Origin of the sequence: Agrobacterium sp. El2ro-1b (assembly GCF_048298475.1) — a bacterium.
Lineage (GTDB): Bacteria > Pseudomonadota > Alphaproteobacteria > Rhizobiales > Rhizobiaceae > Agrobacterium > Agrobacterium fabrum.
The window spans coordinates 1,754,269-1,773,188 of sequence record NZ_CP103458.1 but is presented as its reverse complement, the minus strand read 5'-3'; the positions used below and the strand labels follow the sequence as shown (position 1 = coordinate 1,773,188).

Below are 18,920 nucleotides of genomic sequence, written 5' to 3'. Positions count from 1 at the left end.
AAAATGCGTTAATGCGTCATCATTGCGTTGCCCTGCGGATGCTTTTATGGCTAGAACGCCAGTGCAAAGCCGATGCTTATGTATTTGCGCGGGAAGTGGGAACTGTCGAATGAAGCATGTAGGGTCTGGTGCAATGAAGGGTACGATGCGGGGGATCGCCGTTTCGTTGATGTTGGTCGGCGCAAGTGTCGTCGTCACGGCCTGCCAGTCCGATCCGGATATCGACATTACCAAGCTCGGCGTCGAGACCGATCCGCCTGACGTTCTGTACAAGCAGGGGCTTGCCAACATGAACGCCGGCAACATGACGGAAGCCTCACGCAAGTTCGAGGCGATCGACAAGCAGTACCCCTTCACCGAGTGGGGCCAGAAGGCGCTTGTCATGCAGACATTCATTGCCACGCGCACCAACAAGAACGATGTGGCCATCACGTCCGGCAGCCGTTTCCTGCGTCAGTATCCGCGCTCCAAGGATGCCGCCTATGTTCAGTACATGATCGGCCTTGCCTATTCGAAGCAGATTTCCGACGTGACGCAGGACCAGCGCGCCGCGCAACGGACGATCGAAGCGATGAACAAGGTCGTCAACGACTATCCGTCTTCGGAATATGTCGCCGATGCACAGGCCAAGATTCGTTTCGCCCGCGACCAGCTCGCCGGCCGTGAAATGCAGGTCGGTCGTTATTACCTTGAGCGCAAGGAATATCTCGCCGCCGTTTCGCGCTTCCGCATCGTCGTCGAGCAGTACCAGAACACCAACCAGATCGAGGAAGCGCTGGCGCGTCTGACCGAAGCCTATTACGCCATGGGCCTGGTGGACGAAGCGCAGACCGCGGCCGCCGTTCTCGGCAACAACTATCCCGACAGCCAATGGTATGCAGATTCCTACAAGCTGCTGAAGGGCCAAGGCCTGGAGCCGCGAGAAAACAAGGGGTCCTGGATTTCGCGCGCCGGCAAGAAGCTCATCGGCGCCTGAGACGGGGCATAGGCCATGCTGGTCCAGCTCTCCATACGCGACATCGTTCTGATTGAAAGGCTCGACCTCAGTTTTGAGGCGGGCCTTTCCGTGTTGACGGGCGAGACGGGTGCCGGCAAATCCATCCTGCTTGACAGTCTTTCGCTTGCGCTTGGCGGTCGTGGTGATGGCGGCCTTGTGCGCCATGGCGAAGACAAGGGGCAGGTGACCGCCGCTTTCGAAGTCCCGAACGATCATCCCACCCGGCTTCTCCTGCGCGAAAACGGTCTTGATGACGATGGCGACCTGATTTTCCGCCGCGTGCAATCGGCTGACGGGCGCACCAAGGCCTATGTCAACGATCAGGCCGTGAGCGTGCAGATGATGCGCCAGCTTGGGCAGATGCTGGTCGAAATTCATGGCCAGCATGACGACCGCGCGCTGGTCGATACCGACGCCCACCGCACGCTGCTCGATGCCTTTGCGGGACTTAGTGATGAGGCGCGCAGCGTTCAGGGCCTCTACCGTACCTGGAAGGATGCCGACCGTGCTCTGAAGACGCACCGGGCCAAGGTGGAGGCGGCGGCGCGCGAGGCGGATTATCTGCGGTCTTCCGTCGAGGAGCTGGAAACACTTTCGCCGCGCGACGGCGAAGAGGACGAACTGGCCGAGCGCCGGGCGGTGATGCAGAAATCCGAACGCATTGCCGGCGATATCGCCGAAGCCAGCGAATTCCTGAACGGCAATGCTTCGCCCGTGCCTGTCATCGCCTCGATGATGCGCCGACTGGAGCGCAAGAGCCACGAAGCGCCCGGCCTGCTGGAAGATACCGTACAGTTGCTGGATGCTGCGCTGGACAGCCTTTCCAATGCGCAGATGGAAGTGGAGGCGGCGCTGCGCCGCACCGAATTCGATCCGCGTGAGCTGGAGCGGGTGGAGGAACGATTGTTCGCCCTGCGCGCTGCCGGCCGCAAATATAATGTTGCTGTGCCTGACCTGCCGGCGCTTGCCGAAAAAATGGTGACGGATCTCGCCGATCTCGATGCTGGCGAAGAAAAGCTTGGCAAGCTCGAGGCCAATCTCGGCGTCGTGAAGGCTGATTTCGACCGGGCCGCCCGCTCACTTTCCGAAAAGCGCCGCAATGCGGCGGAGGCGTTATCCGGGGCTGTCATGGCCGAACTTCCGGCGCTGAAGCTGGAGCGGGCGCGGTTTACCGTCGAGGTAACTTCCGATCCCGAGCAGGCGACGGCCGACGGTATCGATACGGTGGAATTCCACGTCCAGACCAATCCGGGCACACGGCCGGGGCCGATCATGAAAGTGGCATCGGGCGGCGAATTGTCCCGCTTCCTGCTGGCCCTGAAAGTGGCGCTGGCGGATCGCGGTTCGGCACCGACGCTCGTGTTCGATGAAATCGATACGGGCGTCGGCGGCGCGGTGGCGGATGCCATCGGCCAACGGTTGCGCCGCCTGTCGAAAACCGTGCAGGTTCTGTCCGTCACCCATGCGCCGCAGGTGGCCGCGAGGGCGGCCACCCACCTTCTCATTTCCAAAGGCCCATCGGGCGATGGCAGCGAGCGCATCGCTACGCGCGTCGCGACCATGGAACCGAACCACCGTACCGAAGAGATCGCTCGCATGCTTGCCGGCGCGTCGGTGACCGACGAGGCGAGGGCTGCGGCGGCCCGTCTGCTCGCGGCAAAGGACTGATCGTTCGCCCAGCGCTGCAAGAGCGCCTTCGGTGTTGTGGGTCTTGTGAGTCTGGCGGCAAAACTGATTTTATTGCTGTTTCATTTCGGCTAAAAGCGTTCGGTAATTCTGAAACGAGGCCGCTATGTCGAAAGACCAGATTCCCGTCGAAAACCTGACCGAGCTTGAAGCCTCTTCTGAGCTGGCGTTTCTGGCAGCCGAGCTTGCCCGTCACGATGCGCTTTACCACGGCAAGGACGCGCCGGAGATTTCCGATGCCGACTATGATGCGCTGAAGCGGCGCAACGATGCCATCGAAGCGGCCTTCCCGGCATTGGTGCGGGCTGACAGCCCGTCGAAAAAAGTCGGCTTCACACCGCTGCCGACCTTCGCGCCGATCGTGCATGCCCGTCCGATGCTGTCACTCGACAATACGTTTTCGGAAGAGGATCTGCGGGATTTCGTCAGTTCGGTCTATCGTTTCCTCGGGCATCTGCCGGATGATTCCATCGCCTTTACCGCCGAGCCGAAGATCGACGGGCTTTCCATGTCGATCCGCTACGAGAACCGCAGGCTGAAGACGGCGGCGACGCGCGGCGATGGCACGACGGGCGAGAACGTCACCGCCAATATCAGGACCATCAAGGAAATTCCGAATGAACTGCCTTCGGACGCGCCCGACGTGGTTGAGGTGCGCGGCGAAGTCTATATGGCCAAGAGCGACTTCCTGGCGCTGAACGCCCAGATGGAGTCCGATGGCAAGCAGACCTATGTGAACCCGCGCAACACGGCATCCGGTTCTCTGCGCCAGCTCGATGCGAATGTGACGGCGAAACGCAAGCTGCGGTTCTTTGCCTACGCGCTGGGTGAAGTCTCCAATGGCGGCCAGCCGGCGCGGATTGCCGATACGCAATATGGCATCGTCGAGAAGTTCCGGGAGTGGGGGTTCCCGGTCAATCCGCTGATGAAGCGATTCACCTCCGCCCAGCAATTGCTTGAGCATTATAATGAAATCGGTGTCGCACGGCCCGATCTCGATTACGATATTGACGGCGTCGTCTATAAGGTCGACCGGCTCGATCTTCAGGAACGTCTGGGTTTCCGCTCCCGCAGCCCGCGCTGGGCCACTGCACACAAGTTTCCGGCCGAGCAGGCCTTTACCACCGTCGAGAATATCGAAATTCAGGTGGGACGCACCGGCGCTTTGACGCCGGTGGCGCGCCTCACGCCGATCACCGTTGGCGGCGTGGTCGTCACCAATGCGACGTTGCACAATGCCGATTATATCGAAGGCATCGGCAATAGCGGCGAGCGTATCCGCCCGGAGGATCATGACATTCGCATCGGCGACACTGTCATCGTGCAGCGCGCCGGCGATGTCATTCCGCAGGTGCTGGATGTGCTTCTGGAGAAGCGCGCGGCTGGGGCGGCGAAATATGTCTTTCCGGAGAAATGTCCGGTCTGCGGCAGCCATGCGGTGCGGGAACGCAACGAAAAGACCGGCAAGCTCGATTCGGTCACGCGCTGCACCGGCGGTTTTGTCTGCCGGGCACAGGCGGTGGAGCATCTGAAACATTTCGTCTCGCGTAATGCCTTCGACATTGAAGGGCTGGGCACCAAGCAGATCGATTTCTTCTTCGAAAGCGACGATCCGGCACTTTCGATCAAGACCGCGCCTGACATTTTTACGCTGAAGGCGCGGCAGGAAGCATCCCATCTGACCAAGCTCGAGAATATCGACGGCTTCGGCAAGGTTAGCGTGAAGAAGCTGTTCGATGCGATCGATGCCCGCCGTGCGATTGATCTACACCGGCTGATTTTCGCGCTCGGCATCCGTCACGTCGGCGAGACCACGGCGAAGCTTCTGGCGCGTTCCTATGGCACTTATGAGCATTTCGAGGAGGCGATGAAGGCGGCGGCCGATCCGGCGAGCGATGCCTGGGCGGAACTCAACAGTATTGACGGCATCGGCGAGGTGGTGGCCCGTGCCATCATCGAGTTTTACAAGGAGCCGCGCAATCTCGATGTTATCGACCGGCTGATACGGGAGCTTCAGCCGAAGGAGGCCGAGAAGCCTTCAACTGAGGGCAGCCCGGTGGCAGGCAAGACCGTCGTCTTCACGGGCTCGCTGGAAAAATTCACCCGTGACGAGGCGAAGGCGCGTGCCGAAAGCCTCGGCGCGAAGGTTGCCGGTTCCGTTTCGAAAAAGACGGATATTCTGGTCGCAGGGACGGGGGCGGGCTCCAAGCTTGCCAAGGCGGCAGAGCTGGGTGTGCAGACCATGGACGAGGATGAGTGGCTGGCGTTGATCGGCGGCTGATACGGCGTCATCGCTGTGTTGCCTTGCACCGCTAGAGGTTTGCGCCTGAAACGGGGAACGCATCATGGATGACCGCATTGTCGTCACCACTCAGCAGGTCCGCGCGCTGATTGCCGGCCAGTTTCCGCAATGGGCGGCGCTGGATGTTCAGCCGGTGGACCTGAGCGGCTGGGACAATCGCAGCTTTCGCCTTGGCGAAGATATGCTTGTCCGCATGCCGAGTGCCGAGCGTTATGTGGCGCAGGTGGAGAAGGAACATCGGTGGCTGCCGGAGCTTGGACCTCTCCTGCCTTTCCCAATTCCGGCACCGTTGGCGCTTGGACAGCCGGGCGAGCAATATCCATTCTGCTGGTCCGTCTACCGCTGGCTCAAGGGCGAACCTCTCGCCCGGTATCTGGACAGTATCGAGCTTTCGGCCATTGCCATCGATGTTGCTGCGTTTTTAAAGGCCCTGCACGGCATAGATGCTTCGGCGGGCCCACCTGCCGGCGCGCATAATTTCCATCGTGGCGGCTCGCTCGCAGTCTATGACGGGGAGGCGCGGGCCTCGGCGGCGCGCCTTGCCGATGAAGTGGATCATGCGCTGGCCATGGAGATATGGCAGCTTGCCCTTTCCAGCCATTGGCAGGGCCAGGGCGTGTGGGTGCATGGCGATATTGCCGAGGGCAATCTGCTGGTGCAGGACGGGCGGCTGTCGGCGGTCATCGATTTCGGCAGTTCCGGCGTCGGTGATCCGTCGTCCGATCTCATTCTCGCGTGGAATGTGCTTGATGCGCACAGCCGGGCTGTTTTTCGCCGGGCGCTGGATCTGGATGAGGCCACATGGCAGCGCGGGCGCGGCTGGGCACTGTGGAAGGCGCTTATCGTGCTGGATGCCGAGCGCGGGCGGAACGAAAAAATGGCCGAATGGTCGCGGCGGATCATTCGGGAGATATTTGCGGATCACCTGGAAAACTGACCGCCTATCGAAGCCGTGCCATCACATGGGCATCGACGTATTTTCCATCACGATAGGCATCGTTGCGCAGGGTGCCTTCGCGTTCGAAACCGAATTTCTCGTAAAGCCGGATGGCCGGGAGATTGTCGGTGAAGACGTTGAGCTCGATGCGGCGGATATCGTGCCAATTGTCAGCCGTGTCGATCAAAACCCCAAGAAGATGCGATCCCACACCTTTTCCCGCGAAATCGTCATGAACACTGATCACCAGATCGGCGATGTGGGCCTGCCGTCCCGCCCGGCGATACAACCCGCCATTGGCAACGATCTTTCCGTGCCATTCGCCGATAATCGCAATATCGTTCGGACCGCGGTTTTCCATTGCCTTCCTGGTCTTTTCCACCGATTGAAACGGTTGCCGAAGCGTGCCGTAACGAACCCCCGGCAGATTGAACAGTTCGATCAAGGCTTCGGCATCGTCCAGACGTGCAGCACGCAGGACAACGTCGCTTAACTGGAACTGTCTGTCTTCATTGTCGGCAATTTTTACAGTGTGCATGCCTGTCTCCTTGGGCGTGTGTGGAGCAGGTGTCCGAACCCTGCTCTGGCTGGCAGGGTGGAAGTGGATCGCTTAACGCGACGACATACCTTCCCCTGCCGAATGGCCGGTCATGGTATGGCGACGGGTGATGTTGTGTTTCGTTGCGATCATGCGCGCAGAATGCTTTTGCCCCGTGTCCCTGTCAAGCGGGCGCGTTGCGCAGCAGGCTTCGAAGTTTTGCCGGTAACCTTCCATCGATGGCGGCCAGTCCGGCGGCGATCATCGCCATGCCCGCGAAGTGCTTGATTTCCAGCTGCTCGCCGAGAATGAGCGAGCCGAGTAAAATGGCGCTGACCGGTATGAGGAAGGTGACAAGGGCGAGGTTGGTGGCGCCGGCGCTGGCAAGAATGCGGAAGAAGATGAGATAGGCAAGCGCTGTCGATAGCAGGGCGATGCCGATCAGCGCCCCCCAGGTGCCAAGGCCTGGCATGGCGAGTGTCCAGGGTTTGTCGATGAGGAGTGCGGCGGGGATAAGCATCAATGTCGACGAGGATATCTGCCCGGTGGCGGTCATCAGCGGCGGCACGCCCATGGCCTTAAAGCGACGGCCGAAGATGCCCGCGAAGGAATAGGAGATGGCCGCGCCGAGAATGGCGATCTGGCCCCACAGGCCGGATGATCCGCCAAAGGCTGCCGGTCCGATCATGGTCGCCACGCCGACAAAACCGATTAGCACGCCGGCGAGCTTGTTGCCGGTCATCTTTTCGTCGGCGGTCAGAAAGTGGGCAACGATGACAGTGAAGAGCGGCGTCGTGGCGTTGAGGATCGAGGCGAGACCGCTGGCGATCTGGGTCTGGCCCCAGACGATCAGGCAGAAGGGAATGATGTTGTTGAGCAGGCCCATGCCGAAAAAGGCGCGCCACACCGCCCATTCACGCGGCAGACGAAGGCCCATGATGCGACAGACGACCAGCAGCGCCATGGCCGCAAGGCTGACGCGCAAGGTGACGATGGTGACGGGCGGCAATTCCTTCACCGCGACGCCGATGAAAAAGAATGATCCGCCCCATAGCAGCGAAAGTGCTATCAGCATCGCCCATTCACGGGCATCCATCTGTTTCTGTATCGCCATCTTCGTCTCCCTCGGGGTATGAATATTGACATGGTCGCAGATCGGGGGTGCTACCATCCACCCGATATCGGTTGAGTTTATCTGAAGCTCATATTGCTGGCGTTCCGCAGCTTTCATGTCCTGTTGCGTCTATTTACTCCCTGTTTTAAGATGTTTTCAAACGATTGTTTCTCGTTGGATAATTGAGTTGAGCTAAACCATGGCGACGGAACTTCCATCTCTGAAGGGGCTGCAGGCCTTCGAGGCCGCGGCGCGTTATCGCAGCGTCACGCTTGCTTCCAACGAGTTGAACGTCACCCCCGGTGCGGTCAGCTTGCAGATCCGGGAGCTGGAGGCGCGTCTTGGTGTGCAGCTGTTCTTTCGCAAACCGCGCAGCATCCAGCTGACGCGGGAGGGGGAGCGCTATTATGGCGCTCTCCGCACCGCCTTCCGGATGATGCGCGAGGCCACGGCGGAGTTGACGGCGCGCTCCGAGATCACGGTTCTGACGCTGAGCTGTACCCCGACCTTCGCCGTACAGTGGCTGATGCCGCGATTGCCTTCCTTCCAGCAGCAACACCCGCATGTGGATGTCCGCATCAGCGTGACGAACCGGCTGGTGGATTTTTCGCGGGATGATGTCGATCTGGCGGTGCGGCATGGTTTCGGGCGTTATGAAGGGCTGGAGAGCATCCGCTTCATCGATGACAGCACCCTGCCGGTCTGCGCACCGCAACTGCTGGAAAAATACGGGCCGCTTCGGGAGGCGGGAGACCTGAAATCCGTGCCGCTGCTGCATGACGAAAACCGCAACGAGTGGCGGCGCTGGCTGGAGGCGGCTGGCGCATCCGAGGTGGACGCTTCCGGCGGCACGGTCTTCATCGACAGCAATGGCGCGCTGGATGCGGCCAAGGCCGGGCACGGCATTGCGCTGACGCGGCGTTCGCTTGTTTCCCGCGAACTTGTGGAGGGCGCGTTGATAGCGCCCTTCGGCACGGACATGGCCAGCACGCTTGCCTATTTCCTGGTTTATCCCCGGCGCATGCTTGATAATCCCGATCTCGTGACGCTCATTGACTGGATGCTTTCGGAAGCGGGTTCCACTGAGGCCGGTTCTCTTTGATGCCAATCCGGTTTATGCCGGAAGGGAACAACGGGAATCACTCTTGAAAACCATCGCCATCGATTTCGAGACCGCCAATGAGGAGCGGGGCAGCGCCTGCTCCGTCGGGCTTGCGTGGATAGAAGAGGGCGCGATCGTTCGTGTCGAGGAACGTCTCATCCGGCCGAAGGATATGCGCTTTTCGCCCTTCAACATTGCTGTGCACGGAATTCGCCCTCCTGATGTCGAGGATGCGCCGGAATTTCCTGAAGTGATGGAGGAGTTCATCGACGACTTCCACGGCGCGACCATGATTGCCCATAATGCCGCCTTCGATTTTAGCGTAATGCGGGCGTCGTTCGACAAGTACCGGCAGTCCTATCCCGATCTTTCCTACCTCTGCAGCGTCAAGATTGCCCGGCATGTGTGGCCACATCTGGTGTCGCACAAGCTGAATGTCATTGCCCACCATCTGCAGCTGCGTTTTGTGCATCATAATGCTGCGGAGGATGCGGTTGTCTGCGCGGCCGCGTCGATTGCGGCGGCGCGGGCTCTGGGTGTTGCCCATATTCGCGATCTGCCGGAAAAGATCGGTATGGTCGCCGGTCGTCTCACTTCGGCGGGTTACCAGCCGTGCAGCATGAAGAAACGCGCCGTCTCCCGGGTTGCGTAACGGCTTCGCCCACCTATGTCTTATGCAGCGTAACGGAGAAGATGCGATGAGGAAGAAAACTCTGTCGGGTTTGTTTGCGGGCCTTCTGGCATTGCTGCCGGTAACAGCGGCGCATTCCGAGGTCGTTGGCAAGGTTGGCGTCGACTGGATGGGCAATGACATCGTCATCGAGGCGATCGCCGATCCGAAGATCAAGGGTGTGACCTGCCACGTTACCTATTTCGACCGCGGCGTGATCGACCGGCTGAAGAACGGCAACTGGTTCGAAGACCCTTCCAATAACGCCATTTCATGCAGCCAGACGGGGCCGGTGGAGATCGGCGACATCGATCTCTCCAAGGGCGGGGAAGAGGTGTTCCGGCAGGGCATGTCGCTGATCTGGAAAAAGCTCGTCGTCAGCCGCGTCTATGACAAGGCGAATGATACGCTGATCTACCTCGTGCACGCGCGCGAACTGAAGGACGGTTCGGCCAAGATGGCGATATCGACGGTGCCGCTTTATAACCAGCAGGTAACGTGGGAAAAGGGCAAGCCGTGATATTTTACCACCGGCTCTGCTGCGCATAATCCACCCGCGACGTCATCCTCGGGCTCGTCCCGAGGATCCAATCACGTATCGTAAATCGTTAGGTTGCAGATGCTCGGAGCAGGCCCGAGCATGACGGAGGAGAGGTTTACGACTTTGTCGTTTCCCTCAGTGCGAGCCGCAGAACCTGCCCGTTATATTCGAAAACTCGGTGACCCGATCAGGCCGCTTCGCGCGCCAACTCGTCCGCAATGACGGTGTCGAGGTTGAGGAAACAGACCATGCTCTTTTCCAGCGCGACGATGCCACGGCAGAAGCTGCGCTGTTCTTCCGGAATGATATCCGGTGCAGGCTGCAGGTCTTCGGAGCGGATGGTCATCATGTCGGAGACCTGTTCCACCAGAAGTCCGACCAGCTTGCCGCCGATATCGGTGACGATGATGGCGGAGCGTTCGGAAGGCTCGGTCATCTTCATGCCGAGGCGGCCGGCCATGTCGATGACGGGAATGACGGCGCCGCGCAGATTGATTAGGCCGAGAACATAAGGCGGCGTGTGCGGCATCGGGGTAACCGGCGCCCAGCCGCGAATTTCCCGGATCGCCATGATGTCGATGCAGAATTCCTGATCGCTCAGATGGAAGGAAACGATTTCGAGATATGCGCCGGATTGCTTGATGGCGTTGGACATGACGGCAGGTTTCCTCTGATGGCTCTCTAACAGGCCCACGCAGGATTGAGCTTTATGCGGTGGCCGGATGGACCGGGAGACATCATGTCGAGGATTGAAAAACCGCTGCCGGCATCATGCGCAGCAAGATTTTAAACTTTCCCTAACAATTGCCTCTCCCGTGCGGCCAAAACCCAGTATTTTGGCGGTTTTCGCGCTGGTCGAAACGGGTTATCATAAGCACATGAACGCGCTCACTTCTCATCCGCTGAAGTTTATTCTGGCAAGCCTTGCGGCTGTGGCCTCGCTTGCCATCGTGCTTCTTGCCTTCGATGGCTGGGTGCGGCACAGCACGGATATTTTCCTTTCTACCGTGCAGAGCGGTATTGCCTGGTGCCTGTGATCCCAATGCCAATTGCGGCTTTGTGACAAATCAGCGCGGTCAGCCCAAATACGGCCAGTTGATTTGCGGTCACCGCTGCCGTTCGCTATCAGTCGGGCAGGGCCTGCGATATGCCGCCGGCTTTCGGGGTAGGATTGGACAATGAGAAATATTCGCATCGTATTGTGGGCCGTGGTGGTCGTTCTTGCCGGTGTCGTCAGCTGGTTGACGATCGAGATGACGAAGACCCGTGAGGAAATGGTGGAAACGGCCTATGGCGTGCCTTTCGCGCTGACCGCGCAAAATGGCCAGCCGATCACCGAAAAGGCGTTTCAGGGCAAACCGACGGCGCTGTTCTTCGGCTTTACCCATTGCCCGGAAGTCTGCCCGACAACGCTGTTCGAGCTGAACGGCTGGATGGAAAAGGTTGACCCGGCCGGCGACAAGCTGCAGGCCTATTTCGTGTCCGTCGATCCTGAGCGCGATACGCCTGAGATCATGCAGCAATATGTCTCCAACGTTTCGAAGCGGATCACCGGCATCACCGGCCCGGCCGACAAGATTGCCGAAACGCTGAAAGGCTATCGCATCTATGCCAAGAAGGTGCCGGTGGATGAAAAGGATCCGAATGGTGATTACACCATGGATCATACGGCGTCCGTGATCCTGCTTGATGCCAACGGCCGCTTTGCGGGAACGATCGCTTATGGCGAAAACCCTGACGTCGCCGAGCAGAAACTCCAGAATCTTCTTAAAGGCGCGAAGGCATAATTACGCCGGGCTTATTGGACTGATGAAGGTTTTGTGGCAAAGGCAGACTGAGTAGCCCTAGCCAGAGAAAGCAGCCGCCGTGAGCGAAATCCGCCTCTATGTCACCACGACCGAAATCAAGGCCGGTGAAATCCTCGATCTCATGTCGGACTATTTCGGCGAGGAGGATGTCGCGATCGCCACGACCGAGGTGGATGAGAAGCGCGACATCTGGGAAGCCTCCGTCTATCTGATGGCCGAGCAGGAAGAGGAGTTCCGCGAGCGCGTCAGCGCTTTGCTTGCCCCCGCCTTTCCCGGTCTCGTCATTGAGAAGGAAATCGTTCCCGATGTCGACTGGATCGCCAAATCGCTCGAGGGGCTGAAGCCGGTGCGGGCAGGGCGGTTCATCGTTCATGGCGCGCATGATCGCGACAAGGTGCAGCCGCACGATCTGGCGATCGAGATCGAGGCGGGGCAGGCCTTCGGCACCGGCCATCACGGCACGACGGCCGGCTGCCTTGAAATGATCGAGGATGTTTTGCGGGCGCGCACCGTGCGCAATGCGCTCGATCTCGGCACCGGCAGCGGTGTGCTGGCGATTGCGGTGCGCAAGATGCGTCCCATTCCCGTGCTGGCAACGGACATCGATCCCGTTGCCGTCAAGGTGGCCAAGGAGAATGTGCGGCTGAACGGCATTGTTTCCGGGATGGCGCTGGAAACCGCACCGGGTTTCCACTCGGATGCCTTCCGCAAGCATGGTCCGTTCGATCTCATCATCGCCAATATTCTGGCGCGGCCGCTCATCAAGATGGCGCCGCAGCTCGTCACGCATCTGGCGCCCGGCGGCACCGTCATCCTGTCGGGCATTCTCGCATCGCAGCGCTGGAAGGTGCTTTCCGCCTATAATGGCGCCAGGCTTTCCCATGTTCGCACTATCTGGCGCAATGGCTGGGTGACGCTGCATCTGCGCAAGGACTGAAGTTCTCGCAACAGCTATTTCGGACAAAAGAAAAGGCGGCGCTTTCGCGCCGCCTGGAAACCCGCGAGCATGGGAGGAGCTTGCTCAAGCGGGTCGACGTATTCCTGATCAGACGCGGTGGAGGGAGGATCGCCGCGCCAGATGTCATCAGAATACGTAGCTGGACTTTGCCTTGTGGCGCAGATCGGCGCGGTTCATGCCGAGCGCTTCGAGCGACTTGTCGTCGAGGTTCAGAAGGGCGGCGTTGACATGGCGGCTGACCTGACGCTCGCGTGCTTCAATGACGCGATCGAAGGCGGTACGGAGGAAAGATTTTGCCATTGCTTCAAATCCTTGTTTGCCAGGAGAGTGTCTCTCTCGCTGTGTTGACCTTGATATAAGCGATGTGTTTTTGTTTGGTTAGGTGGGAAAGCTCACGGTAGGCATGCGTAAGACGCATATCAATCCGCCTTGAGTACGACTTATTCCGCAAAAAATGCACAATTTATCGCCGCAATCCGCTCTGTCATATATGGCTTGAAACCGGATTGATCGGCATGGCATGGTCCTGTCCGGTTGCTGATCCTATCGCGCGGTTGGCGGCTTTTCTTATGACAGTTTCTGAAAGACACACATGTTCCAGACCTTCGACAACAAATCCGCACCGCAATTTGGCAAGGCCCGTGTCGAGGCGCTGCGCGCCGGTTTCGATGCCCTCGGTATCGACGGATTTCTCGTGCCGCGCGCAGATGAATATCAGGGGGAATATGTGCCTGAGTGCGCCGAGCGCCTGTCATGGCTGACCGGCTTTACCGGTTCGGCCGGCATTGCTCTGGTGACGCGCGCGCAAGCGGTGGTGTTTGTCGATGGCCGATATACGACGCAGCTCAAGTCTCAGGTCGATCAGTCGGTGTTTACCGGCGGTGATCTGGTCGGCGCGCCGCCTTCCGTCTGGCTGTCCGAACATGCGGCACAGGGTTTCCGGCTCGGCATCGATCCATGGCTGCATACCGGCGCCGAGTTGAAGCGGCTGGAAAAGGCGCTTGATGGTAAGGGCGGCTCGGTCGTGCTTCTGGAAAAGAACCCGCTCGATGCCCTCTGGCAGGACCGTCCCGCCGAGCCGCTGGAACCCGTTGTCATCCAGCCGGAAGCCTTTACCGGGATACTGGCGAAGGAAAAGATCGCCTCGCTCGCGGAAACGGTCTCGGCCAAGGGCGCGGATGCCCTGCTGGTTACCGACCCGTCATCCATCGCCTGGATTTTCAACATTCGCGGCAATGACGTGCCGCACACGCCGCATCCGCTCGCCCGCGGGATCATTTATGCCGACGGCAAGGCGGATATTTTTCTCGACAAGCGCAAGACCGGAATCGAGACCGAGGCCTATCTGGCGCAGCTGGCGACGCAGCTGCCACCCTCCAAGATTGCCGACCGTCTGCACGCCATTGCCAGCGCCAAGGGCCGGGTGATGGTCGATGCCGATCTGACGCCTGTCGCGCTGACCGGCGCGATCACGGCGGCGGGTGGCTCTCTGATTGAAGAAGCCGATCCTGTCCGCCTGCCGCGGGCGCGCAAGAACAAGGCGGAGCTTGCCGGCTCTGCTGCCGCGCATGTGCAGGATGGTGCGGCGATGGTCGAATATCTCTGCTGGCTGGATCGCCAGCAGCCGGGCAGCGTCACCGAAATCGCTGCGGTCAAGGCGCTGGAGGCAGCGCGCGCCAAGGTGGGGCAGGCGATGCAGAACCCGCTGAAGGATGTTTCGTTCGACACGATTTCCGGCGCTGGCGACCATGCCGCCATCATCCATTACCGCGTCACGACGGACACGGACCGCACTCTTGCGGATGGTGAGATGTTCCTCGTCGATTCCGGCGCACAATATGTCAACGGCACTACCGACATTACCCGTACAGTTGCGATAGGTGCGGTGCCGGAAGAGCAGAGGCGTTTCTTCACGCTGGTGCTGAAGGGCGTGATTGCCATCAGTGCGGCACGGTTCCCTAAGGGAACGCGTGGCTGCGACCTCGATCCGCTGGCGCGTATCGCGCTATGGAAGGCGGGGGCAGATTATGCCCATGGCACGGGCCACGGCGTCGGCTCCTATCTCTCCGTGCATGAGGGGCCGCAGCGCATTGCAAGGCTTTCGACGCAGGAGCTGCTGCCCGGCATGATCCTGTCGAACGAGCCGGGTTATTACCGACCCGGTGCTTTCGGCATCCGCATTGAGAACCTGATCTATGTGCGCGAGGCGGAAGAGGTCGCCGGCGGTGACCAGCCGATGTTCTCCTTCGAGACGCTGACCTGGTGCCCGATCGACCGCCGGCTGGTCGTCGTGTCCCTGCTGACTGACGAGGAACTCGACTGGCTGAACGCCTACCACGCCGACGTTCTCGAGAAGCTCTCTCCGCTCATCACCGATGAAGAGGTGAAGGCGTGGCTCGTTGCCGCGACGAAGCCGTTGGAGCGGGCCGGTTAAAACAGTGAGAAGTGCCTGATGGCGATGACGATGGCCCAGCCGATGGCGAGCATCGTCAGGCCGGGAAAACGCAGGCAGACCAGAAGGGCTGCCACCATGCCGATCTTCACCTCGTATCCGCCTTCGAAAAAGGCGGGTGCGACGAGCGTGGTCAGAACCGCAACCGGCACGGCGTTAAGCCCGGCCTCCATGCGCGGCGGAATAGATTTCATCCGCGTCATCAACACATAACCGCCGATGCGGGTGAGATAGGTGGCGACGGCGGCGAGTGCGATCAGGATCAGCGTATCGGCGTGCAGCATGTCGCTCATGGTGTTTCCGCCTTGCTTTCGGGATTGGCCGCTTCAGCATTCGGTTTCGGCGGATAGAGGACCGCGACGACAATTCCGGCAACCGCGCCGAGGCTGACATGCCAGGGCGAACCGACGAAATGATAGGCGACCGTCGCGCCGGCAGCGCTTGCCAGCATGACAGGATAGAAATTCTCCCGTTGGCGGAAGCTTAAGACCATGCCCATGAAATAGATCGGCAAAAGCACATCGAGGCCAATGGCTTTCGGATCGCCGACGAGATTGCCGAGCGAGGCGCCGAGAATGGTCATGGCGAGCCACAGCACATAAACCGGTGCGGCAAAGCCCATGTACCAGGAAAAACCGACCGTCCCGGTGTTCTCATATTTCCGGACTGATTCGGCGAATTGCGGATCAACCAGCACGAAGAAGCCCGCAGCCTTTTGCAGAAGCGACCAGTTCGAGATCATCCGGGCAATGGCGGCCGAATAGAGGATGTGGCGGAAATTGACCGCGAAGACGGAAAGAACGATCAGCCAGGGCGCTACCTTCTGGCCGAACAGCTCGATACCGACGAGCTGGCTGGCACCGGCATAGACGGTGCCGCTCATGATCGTGGCTTCGGTGATACTCAGGCCATTATCGACTGCGACCGCGCCGAACAGCGCACCGAAGGGGGCGGCGGAGAGGGCGATCGGGAAACCGCTCTTCAATCCCTCGCGAAAATCTGCATTGAACATGTCTGGAAACTCCTTGCCGCCGCTCTATCGCCGTCCCGCCCGGCTGGCAAACGAATTGCATGAATGGATCGATTGATTAACTTGAAGCTTCCGTTACGGTAGCGGCTCACGCGGCCCGTGCCGTGGAGGGCTGCGTCGCCATTTTCTTCGCGCGTGCGCTTATGTGGTCAGATGGTGGAGAATCGATGCTGGAAAAGCAGGAAAAGGCGGCTCTGGCCACACGCATCCGGGACTATCTCACCCGTGAGACGGAAACCGAAATCGGCCTTCTGCAGGCGGAAATCTTCGTGGATTTTCTGGCCGACGAAATGGGGTATGTTTTTTACAATCAGGGACTTAGGGATGCCCACGCAGCGATCCTGAGGCGTCTTGACGATGCGGCTGCTGATATCGATGTGCTGGAGAAGCCGAAGCTGCGCTAAGGGCGCGGCGCTAGTCCCGCAATATGTCGCGGCTCTTGAGAATGACCGCGCCTTTTTCCCGCATGGCGACAACCGCGGCTTTAATGCCCTGCGAGTCGATGCCGCGGCTGGCGTCCTCGATGAAGCGCACCTTGACGCCGGGCAGCATGTCGAGGGCGTCCTGCACTGAAAAACTGACGCAATAATCGGTGGCAAGGCCGCAGACGTCGAGTTGCGTCACGCCCTGGCGCGCCAGATAGTCGGACAGTCCTGTCGTGGCCACCTGGTCATTGTCGCGAAAGGCGGAATAGCTGTCGATGGCGGGGTTTTCGCCCTTCTGCTGGATGTAATCGAAGGCTTCCATCTTCAGGTCGGGGTGAAACTCCGCATCCGGCGTACCCTGCACGCAATGGTCCGGCCACATCATTTGCGGCTTGCCGGAAAGTTCGCCCATGTCGAAGGGCTTCTTGCCGGGATGCTGGGATGCGAAGCTGCCGTGATTTTCCGGGTGCCAGTCCTGCGAGGCGACGATGAGATCATAGCCGCCATTGTCGATCAGGGCATTGGCAATGGGTACGACCGCGTCTCCATCGGCAACGGCCAGATTGCCACCCGGGCAAAACCCGTTCTGGATATCGATGAGCAGCAGCGCCTTCATGATGTGCCTCCCTTTTTTCGCAGGATGCCAAGCCGGCTTTGGCTGATCAAGCCCCTTTCGTCCTATCCGGCAGGCCCGGGTGTTTCCGGCAGGGGCTTGAGCTTGTCAAAGTCCTGCCGCATTTGCAGCAAATTTCCGGCAAAGTCAGAATTTACCTGACAATGCGGCGACGGAATTTTTTAGGCCGATGACGCTCCTTTGAGGGGCATTTCCCGGGACGATGCAGTGCCGATGCACGCAGTACCCGCGCAAGTCATTGTTTTGCCTTCGCCTTACAATGCGCAGACCTTAACGAAATATTTTTGCAGGGACTCGTAAACACTTTGGTTACCATAATTCGTCATGCTTCGAGCCAGTCAGTTCCGAAACCGGCGTGGTGTCCGCCCGCCCTTCGGATGTCCCAAAATCCCTCCGGCGTCGTCCGGGTGTGCGTGAACGGTTCGAGTAACGAGTATCATGGCGTTTTCTGCTGCGGCCTATAATGGTGCCGGCTTTGCCGGTTCGTCTTCCGCCAAGAGAGGCAAATCCTCTTCGCTCGGACGCATGTCCGCGATTCTCGGCGGCGGCGCTTTCGCCGGTCTTTTCGCATTTGCCGCCTTTGCCTCGCTGCACAGCATGGCGGCGGCGTCGCATGGCGTCGGGCAATTTGAGAAGACATTGGTGGCACGGCTCGATTCCGCCGAGACGGCGATCGGTCACGCGGCCGCGCGGGATATTCACGTCCGCAAGTTTTCCCGCCTGAGCGATCACAGCCACGGCCAGCAGAAGGCCGTCCGCCTTGCCGGCATCATGCCCGAAATCGGCGCAAAGGAATTTCGCGAGCGCTTCGGTGCGGCCGCCAATGCCAAAGGGCAGGCGACGGTGAAGGAACTTGCGGCGCTGAAACCCTCGGCAATCGTCGATTCGGCGCTGGGTCGCACCTCCGAGGTTGCCTATCAGAGCGCTGTTTCGCAGCATCCGGCATTTGAAGTGGCGCTGGCGCGTCCGCAGATCGAAGAAGAGGCAAGCAGCCTGCTTCCCGACGACGTGCCGCTGCCGAGTTTCAGGCCTGAAGCCGCGAGCGCCCAGGCAGTCGAGCCGTCTCCGCGTCCTGCCACGCCGTCCAAGGCCGAGGACCATGTTCCCGCTGTTGCCTCCGCGCCCGCTTTCGATGCGCCGGTTCCCCTGCGCGCGCCCGCGTCACCGAAGCAGAGCACCGGCGCCATGCTCGCCTTTGCGAAGCCTGACAATCCCATGCGTGAGCCGAGCAAGATGGATGCTGTTCCGTGGCCGGATCGCGGCAATGGCACGGCGATCTACGATATTTCCTCCGGCGTGGTGCATATGCCGAATGGCGAAAAGCTGGAAGCGCATTCCGGCATCGGCAAGATGCGCGACAATCCTGACTACGTGCATGTGCGGATGCGCGGCTCGACGCCACCTTCCAGCTACCGCTTGACGATGCGCGAGGCTCGCTTCCATGGCGTCGAAGCCATTCGCCTGACACCGGAAAGCGGCGTCAACCCGCATGGCCGCGACGGCCTTCTCGCCCATACCTACATGCTGGCGAAACGCGGCGAATCGAATGGCTGTGTCGTGTTCCGCGACTATCCGCGCTTCCTCGCGGCCTTCAAGCGCGGCGAAATCAAGCGCATGGTGGTGGTGCCGAAGCTGAATGGCAACCGACCGACGCTTGCGAGCAGTGGCGGCAAAAGCGGCGGCAAGACGCTGCTCGGCATGTTCTCGCGCGGTAGCGATTCCTGAT

20 protein-coding genes are annotated in these 18,920 nt (G+C 60.1%); 13 read left to right on the top strand and 7 right to left on the bottom strand.

The window, feature by feature from the left end; all coding sequences use genetic code 11:
- Positions 1–109: 109 nt before the first annotated feature.
- The 4 genes from NYR50_RS08905 to NYR50_RS08890 all read left to right on the top strand — a co-directional run bounded on the left by NYR50_RS08905 (position 110) and on the right by NYR50_RS08890 (position 5,922).
- Positions 110–976 carry an outer membrane protein assembly factor BamD gene (locus NYR50_RS08905; RefSeq protein WP_010972044.1) on the top strand — a complete coding sequence of 289 codons (867 nt, stop codon included), beginning with the start codon at positions 110–112 and terminating at the stop codon, positions 974–976.
- Positions 977–991: 15 nt separating this feature from the next.
- Positions 992–2,665: a DNA repair protein RecN gene (gene recN, locus NYR50_RS08900; protein WP_006310434.1), complete on the top strand. Its 1,674-nt coding sequence runs from the start codon at positions 992–994 to the stop codon at positions 2,663–2,665.
- Positions 2,666–2,789: 124 nt separating this feature from the next.
- Positions 2,790–4,964 carry an NAD-dependent DNA ligase LigA gene (gene ligA, locus NYR50_RS08895; RefSeq protein ID WP_418135681.1) on the top strand — a complete coding sequence of 725 codons (2,175 nt, stop codon included), beginning with the start codon at positions 2,790–2,792 and terminating at the stop codon, positions 4,962–4,964.
- A gap of 64 nt (positions 4,965–5,028) precedes the next feature.
- Positions 5,029–5,922, top strand: a complete 894-nt coding sequence (locus NYR50_RS08890; protein ID WP_418135680.1) for an aminoglycoside phosphotransferase family protein — start codon at positions 5,029–5,031, stop codon at positions 5,920–5,922.
- A gap of 4 nt (positions 5,923–5,926) precedes the next feature.
- On the opposite strand, the gene NYR50_RS08885 is transcribed toward NYR50_RS08890, so the two are convergent.
- Positions 5,927–6,460 carry a GNAT family N-acetyltransferase gene (locus NYR50_RS08885; RefSeq protein ID WP_418135679.1) on the bottom strand — a complete coding sequence of 178 codons (534 nt, stop codon included), beginning with the start codon at positions 6,458–6,460 and terminating at the stop codon, positions 5,927–5,929.
- Between the two features lie 184 nt (positions 6,461–6,644).
- Entirely contained in the window at positions 6,645–7,574 is a 930-nt protein-coding gene (locus NYR50_RS08880) for a DMT family transporter (protein WP_006310430.1), read from the bottom strand.
- Positions 7,575–7,773: 199 nt separating this feature from the next.
- Between NYR50_RS08880 and gcvA the strand changes: the two genes are divergently transcribed.
- The 3 genes from gcvA to NYR50_RS08865 are packed head-to-tail and all read left to right on the top strand — an operon-like array spanning position 7,774 to position 9,866.
- Positions 7,774–8,676, top strand: coding sequence for a transcriptional regulator GcvA (gcvA, locus tag NYR50_RS08875; RefSeq protein WP_418135678.1), 903 nt, complete (start codon positions 7,774–7,776; stop codon positions 8,674–8,676).
- A 43-nt stretch (positions 8,677–8,719) separates the two neighbouring features.
- On the top strand, positions 8,720–9,328 hold the full coding sequence (locus NYR50_RS08870) for a 3'-5' exonuclease (protein ID WP_418135677.1): 609 nt from the start codon (positions 8,720–8,722) through the stop codon (positions 9,326–9,328).
- 46 nt (positions 9,329–9,374) lie between these two features.
- On the top strand, positions 9,375–9,866 hold the full coding sequence (locus tag NYR50_RS08865; protein WP_418135676.1) for a CreA family protein: 492 nt from the start codon (positions 9,375–9,377) through the stop codon (positions 9,864–9,866).
- Positions 9,867–10,074: 208 nt separating this feature from the next.
- Here NYR50_RS08865 and NYR50_RS08860 read toward each other — a convergent pair whose 3' ends face one another.
- On the bottom strand, positions 10,075–10,542 hold the full coding sequence (locus NYR50_RS08860) for a chemotaxis protein CheW (RefSeq protein WP_004430791.1): 468 nt from the start codon (positions 10,540–10,542) through the stop codon (positions 10,075–10,077).
- 94 nt (positions 10,543–10,636) lie between these two features.
- Here NYR50_RS08860 and NYR50_RS08855 point away from each other — a divergent pair, with 94 nt between their 5' ends.
- The 3 genes from NYR50_RS08855 (at position 10,637) to NYR50_RS08845 (ending at position 12,632) form a co-directional block, all read left to right on the top strand.
- Positions 10,637–10,924 (top strand): hypothetical protein, encoded by a 288-nt coding sequence (locus NYR50_RS08855; RefSeq protein ID WP_418135675.1) that lies wholly within the window; start codon positions 10,637–10,639, stop codon positions 10,922–10,924.
- A 141-nt stretch (positions 10,925–11,065) separates the two neighbouring features.
- On the top strand, positions 11,066–11,674 hold the full coding sequence (gene sco / locus NYR50_RS08850) for a cytochrome oxidase assembly protein Sco (protein WP_006310425.1): 609 nt from the start codon (positions 11,066–11,068) through the stop codon (positions 11,672–11,674).
- A gap of 79 nt (positions 11,675–11,753) precedes the next feature.
- Positions 11,754–12,632 (top strand): 50S ribosomal protein L11 methyltransferase, encoded by an 879-nt coding sequence (locus NYR50_RS08845; RefSeq protein ID WP_418135674.1) that lies wholly within the window; start codon positions 11,754–11,756, stop codon positions 12,630–12,632.
- Positions 12,633–12,779: 147 nt separating this feature from the next.
- Here the strand turns inward: NYR50_RS08845 and NYR50_RS08840 are convergent, their stop codons facing one another.
- Positions 12,780–12,953, bottom strand: a complete 174-nt coding sequence (locus NYR50_RS08840; RefSeq protein WP_006310423.1) for a hypothetical protein — start codon at positions 12,951–12,953, stop codon at positions 12,780–12,782.
- 292 nt (positions 12,954–13,245) lie between these two features.
- Between NYR50_RS08840 and NYR50_RS08835 the strand changes: the two genes are divergently transcribed.
- Positions 13,246–15,087 (top strand): aminopeptidase P family protein, encoded by a 1,842-nt coding sequence (locus tag NYR50_RS08835; RefSeq protein WP_418135673.1) that lies wholly within the window; start codon positions 13,246–13,248, stop codon positions 15,085–15,087.
- Here NYR50_RS08835 and NYR50_RS08830 read toward each other — a convergent pair.
- A complete protein-coding gene (locus tag NYR50_RS08830; protein ID WP_418135672.1) occupies positions 15,084–15,398 on the bottom strand; it encodes an AzlD family protein in 315 nt (104 codons plus the stop codon). The two genes, NYR50_RS08835 and NYR50_RS08830, sit on opposite strands and share 4 nt — an antisense overlap.
- Positions 15,395–16,117 carry an AzlC family ABC transporter permease gene (locus NYR50_RS08825; protein ID WP_418135671.1) on the bottom strand — a complete coding sequence of 241 codons (723 nt, stop codon included), beginning with the start codon at positions 16,115–16,117 and terminating at the stop codon, positions 15,395–15,397. The genes NYR50_RS08830 and NYR50_RS08825 overlap by 4 nt, the downstream gene beginning before the upstream one ends.
- 185 nt (positions 16,118–16,302) lie before the next feature.
- Between NYR50_RS08825 and NYR50_RS08820 the strand changes: the two genes are divergently transcribed.
- Positions 16,303–16,539 (top strand): DUF2164 domain-containing protein, encoded by a 237-nt coding sequence (locus tag NYR50_RS08820; protein ID WP_006310419.1) that lies wholly within the window; start codon positions 16,303–16,305, stop codon positions 16,537–16,539.
- A 10-nt stretch (positions 16,540–16,549) separates the two neighbouring features.
- Here NYR50_RS08820 and pncA read toward each other — a convergent pair whose 3' ends face one another.
- Positions 16,550–17,176, bottom strand: a complete 627-nt coding sequence (gene pncA, locus NYR50_RS08815; protein ID WP_418135670.1) for a bifunctional nicotinamidase/pyrazinamidase — start codon at positions 17,174–17,176, stop codon at positions 16,550–16,552.
- 456 nt (positions 17,177–17,632) lie between these two features.
- On the opposite strand from pncA, the gene NYR50_RS08810 reads away from it, so the two are divergent.
- Positions 17,633–18,919, top strand: coding sequence for a tlde1 domain-containing protein (locus tag NYR50_RS08810; RefSeq protein WP_418135669.1), 1,287 nt, complete (start codon positions 17,633–17,635; stop codon positions 18,917–18,919).
- The last annotated feature ends 1 nt before the right edge of the window (position 18,920 follow it).

Excerpts from the sequence above, each read along its gene's own strand:
- NYR50_RS08905 (WP_010972044.1), top strand. The coding sequence starts at position 110 with ATGAAGCATGTAGGGTCTGGTGCAATGAAGGGTACGATGCGGGGGATC.
- recN (WP_006310434.1), top strand. The coding sequence starts at position 992 with ATGCTGGTCCAGCTCTCCATACGCGACATCGTTCTGATTGAAAGGCTC.
- ligA (WP_418135681.1), top strand. The coding sequence starts at position 2,790 with ATGTCGAAAGACCAGATTCCCGTCGAAAACCTGACCGAGCTTGAAGCC.
- NYR50_RS08890 (WP_418135680.1), top strand. The coding sequence starts at position 5,029 with ATGGATGACCGCATTGTCGTCACCACTCAGCAGGTCCGCGCGCTGATT.
- NYR50_RS08885 (WP_418135679.1), bottom strand. The coding sequence starts at position 6,460 with ATGCACACTGTAAAAATTGCCGACAATGAAGACAGACAGTTCCAGTTA.
- NYR50_RS08880 (WP_006310430.1), bottom strand. The coding sequence starts at position 7,574 with ATGGCGATACAGAAACAGATGGATGCCCGTGAATGGGCGATGCTGATA.
- gcvA (WP_418135678.1), top strand. The coding sequence starts at position 7,774 with ATGGCGACGGAACTTCCATCTCTGAAGGGGCTGCAGGCCTTCGAGGCC.
- NYR50_RS08865 (WP_418135676.1), top strand. The coding sequence starts at position 9,375 with ATGAGGAAGAAAACTCTGTCGGGTTTGTTTGCGGGCCTTCTGGCATTG.
- NYR50_RS08860 (WP_004430791.1), bottom strand. The coding sequence starts at position 10,542 with ATGTCCAACGCCATCAAGCAATCCGGCGCATATCTCGAAATCGTTTCC.
- sco (WP_006310425.1), top strand. The coding sequence starts at position 11,066 with ATGAGAAATATTCGCATCGTATTGTGGGCCGTGGTGGTCGTTCTTGCC.
- NYR50_RS08840 (WP_006310423.1), bottom strand. The coding sequence starts at position 12,953 with ATGGCAAAATCTTTCCTCCGTACCGCCTTCGATCGCGTCATTGAAGCA.
- NYR50_RS08835 (WP_418135673.1), top strand. The coding sequence starts at position 13,246 with ATGTTCCAGACCTTCGACAACAAATCCGCACCGCAATTTGGCAAGGCC.
- NYR50_RS08830 (WP_418135672.1), bottom strand. The coding sequence starts at position 15,398 with ATGAGCGACATGCTGCACGCCGATACGCTGATCCTGATCGCACTCGCC.
- NYR50_RS08825 (WP_418135671.1), bottom strand. The coding sequence starts at position 16,117 with ATGTTCAATGCAGATTTTCGCGAGGGATTGAAGAGCGGTTTCCCGATC.
- NYR50_RS08820 (WP_006310419.1), top strand. The coding sequence starts at position 16,303 with ATGCTGGAAAAGCAGGAAAAGGCGGCTCTGGCCACACGCATCCGGGAC.
- pncA (WP_418135670.1), bottom strand. The coding sequence starts at position 17,176 with ATGAAGGCGCTGCTGCTCATCGATATCCAGAACGGGTTTTGCCCGGGT.
- NYR50_RS08810 (WP_418135669.1), top strand. The coding sequence starts at position 17,633 with ATGGCGTTTTCTGCTGCGGCCTATAATGGTGCCGGCTTTGCCGGTTCG.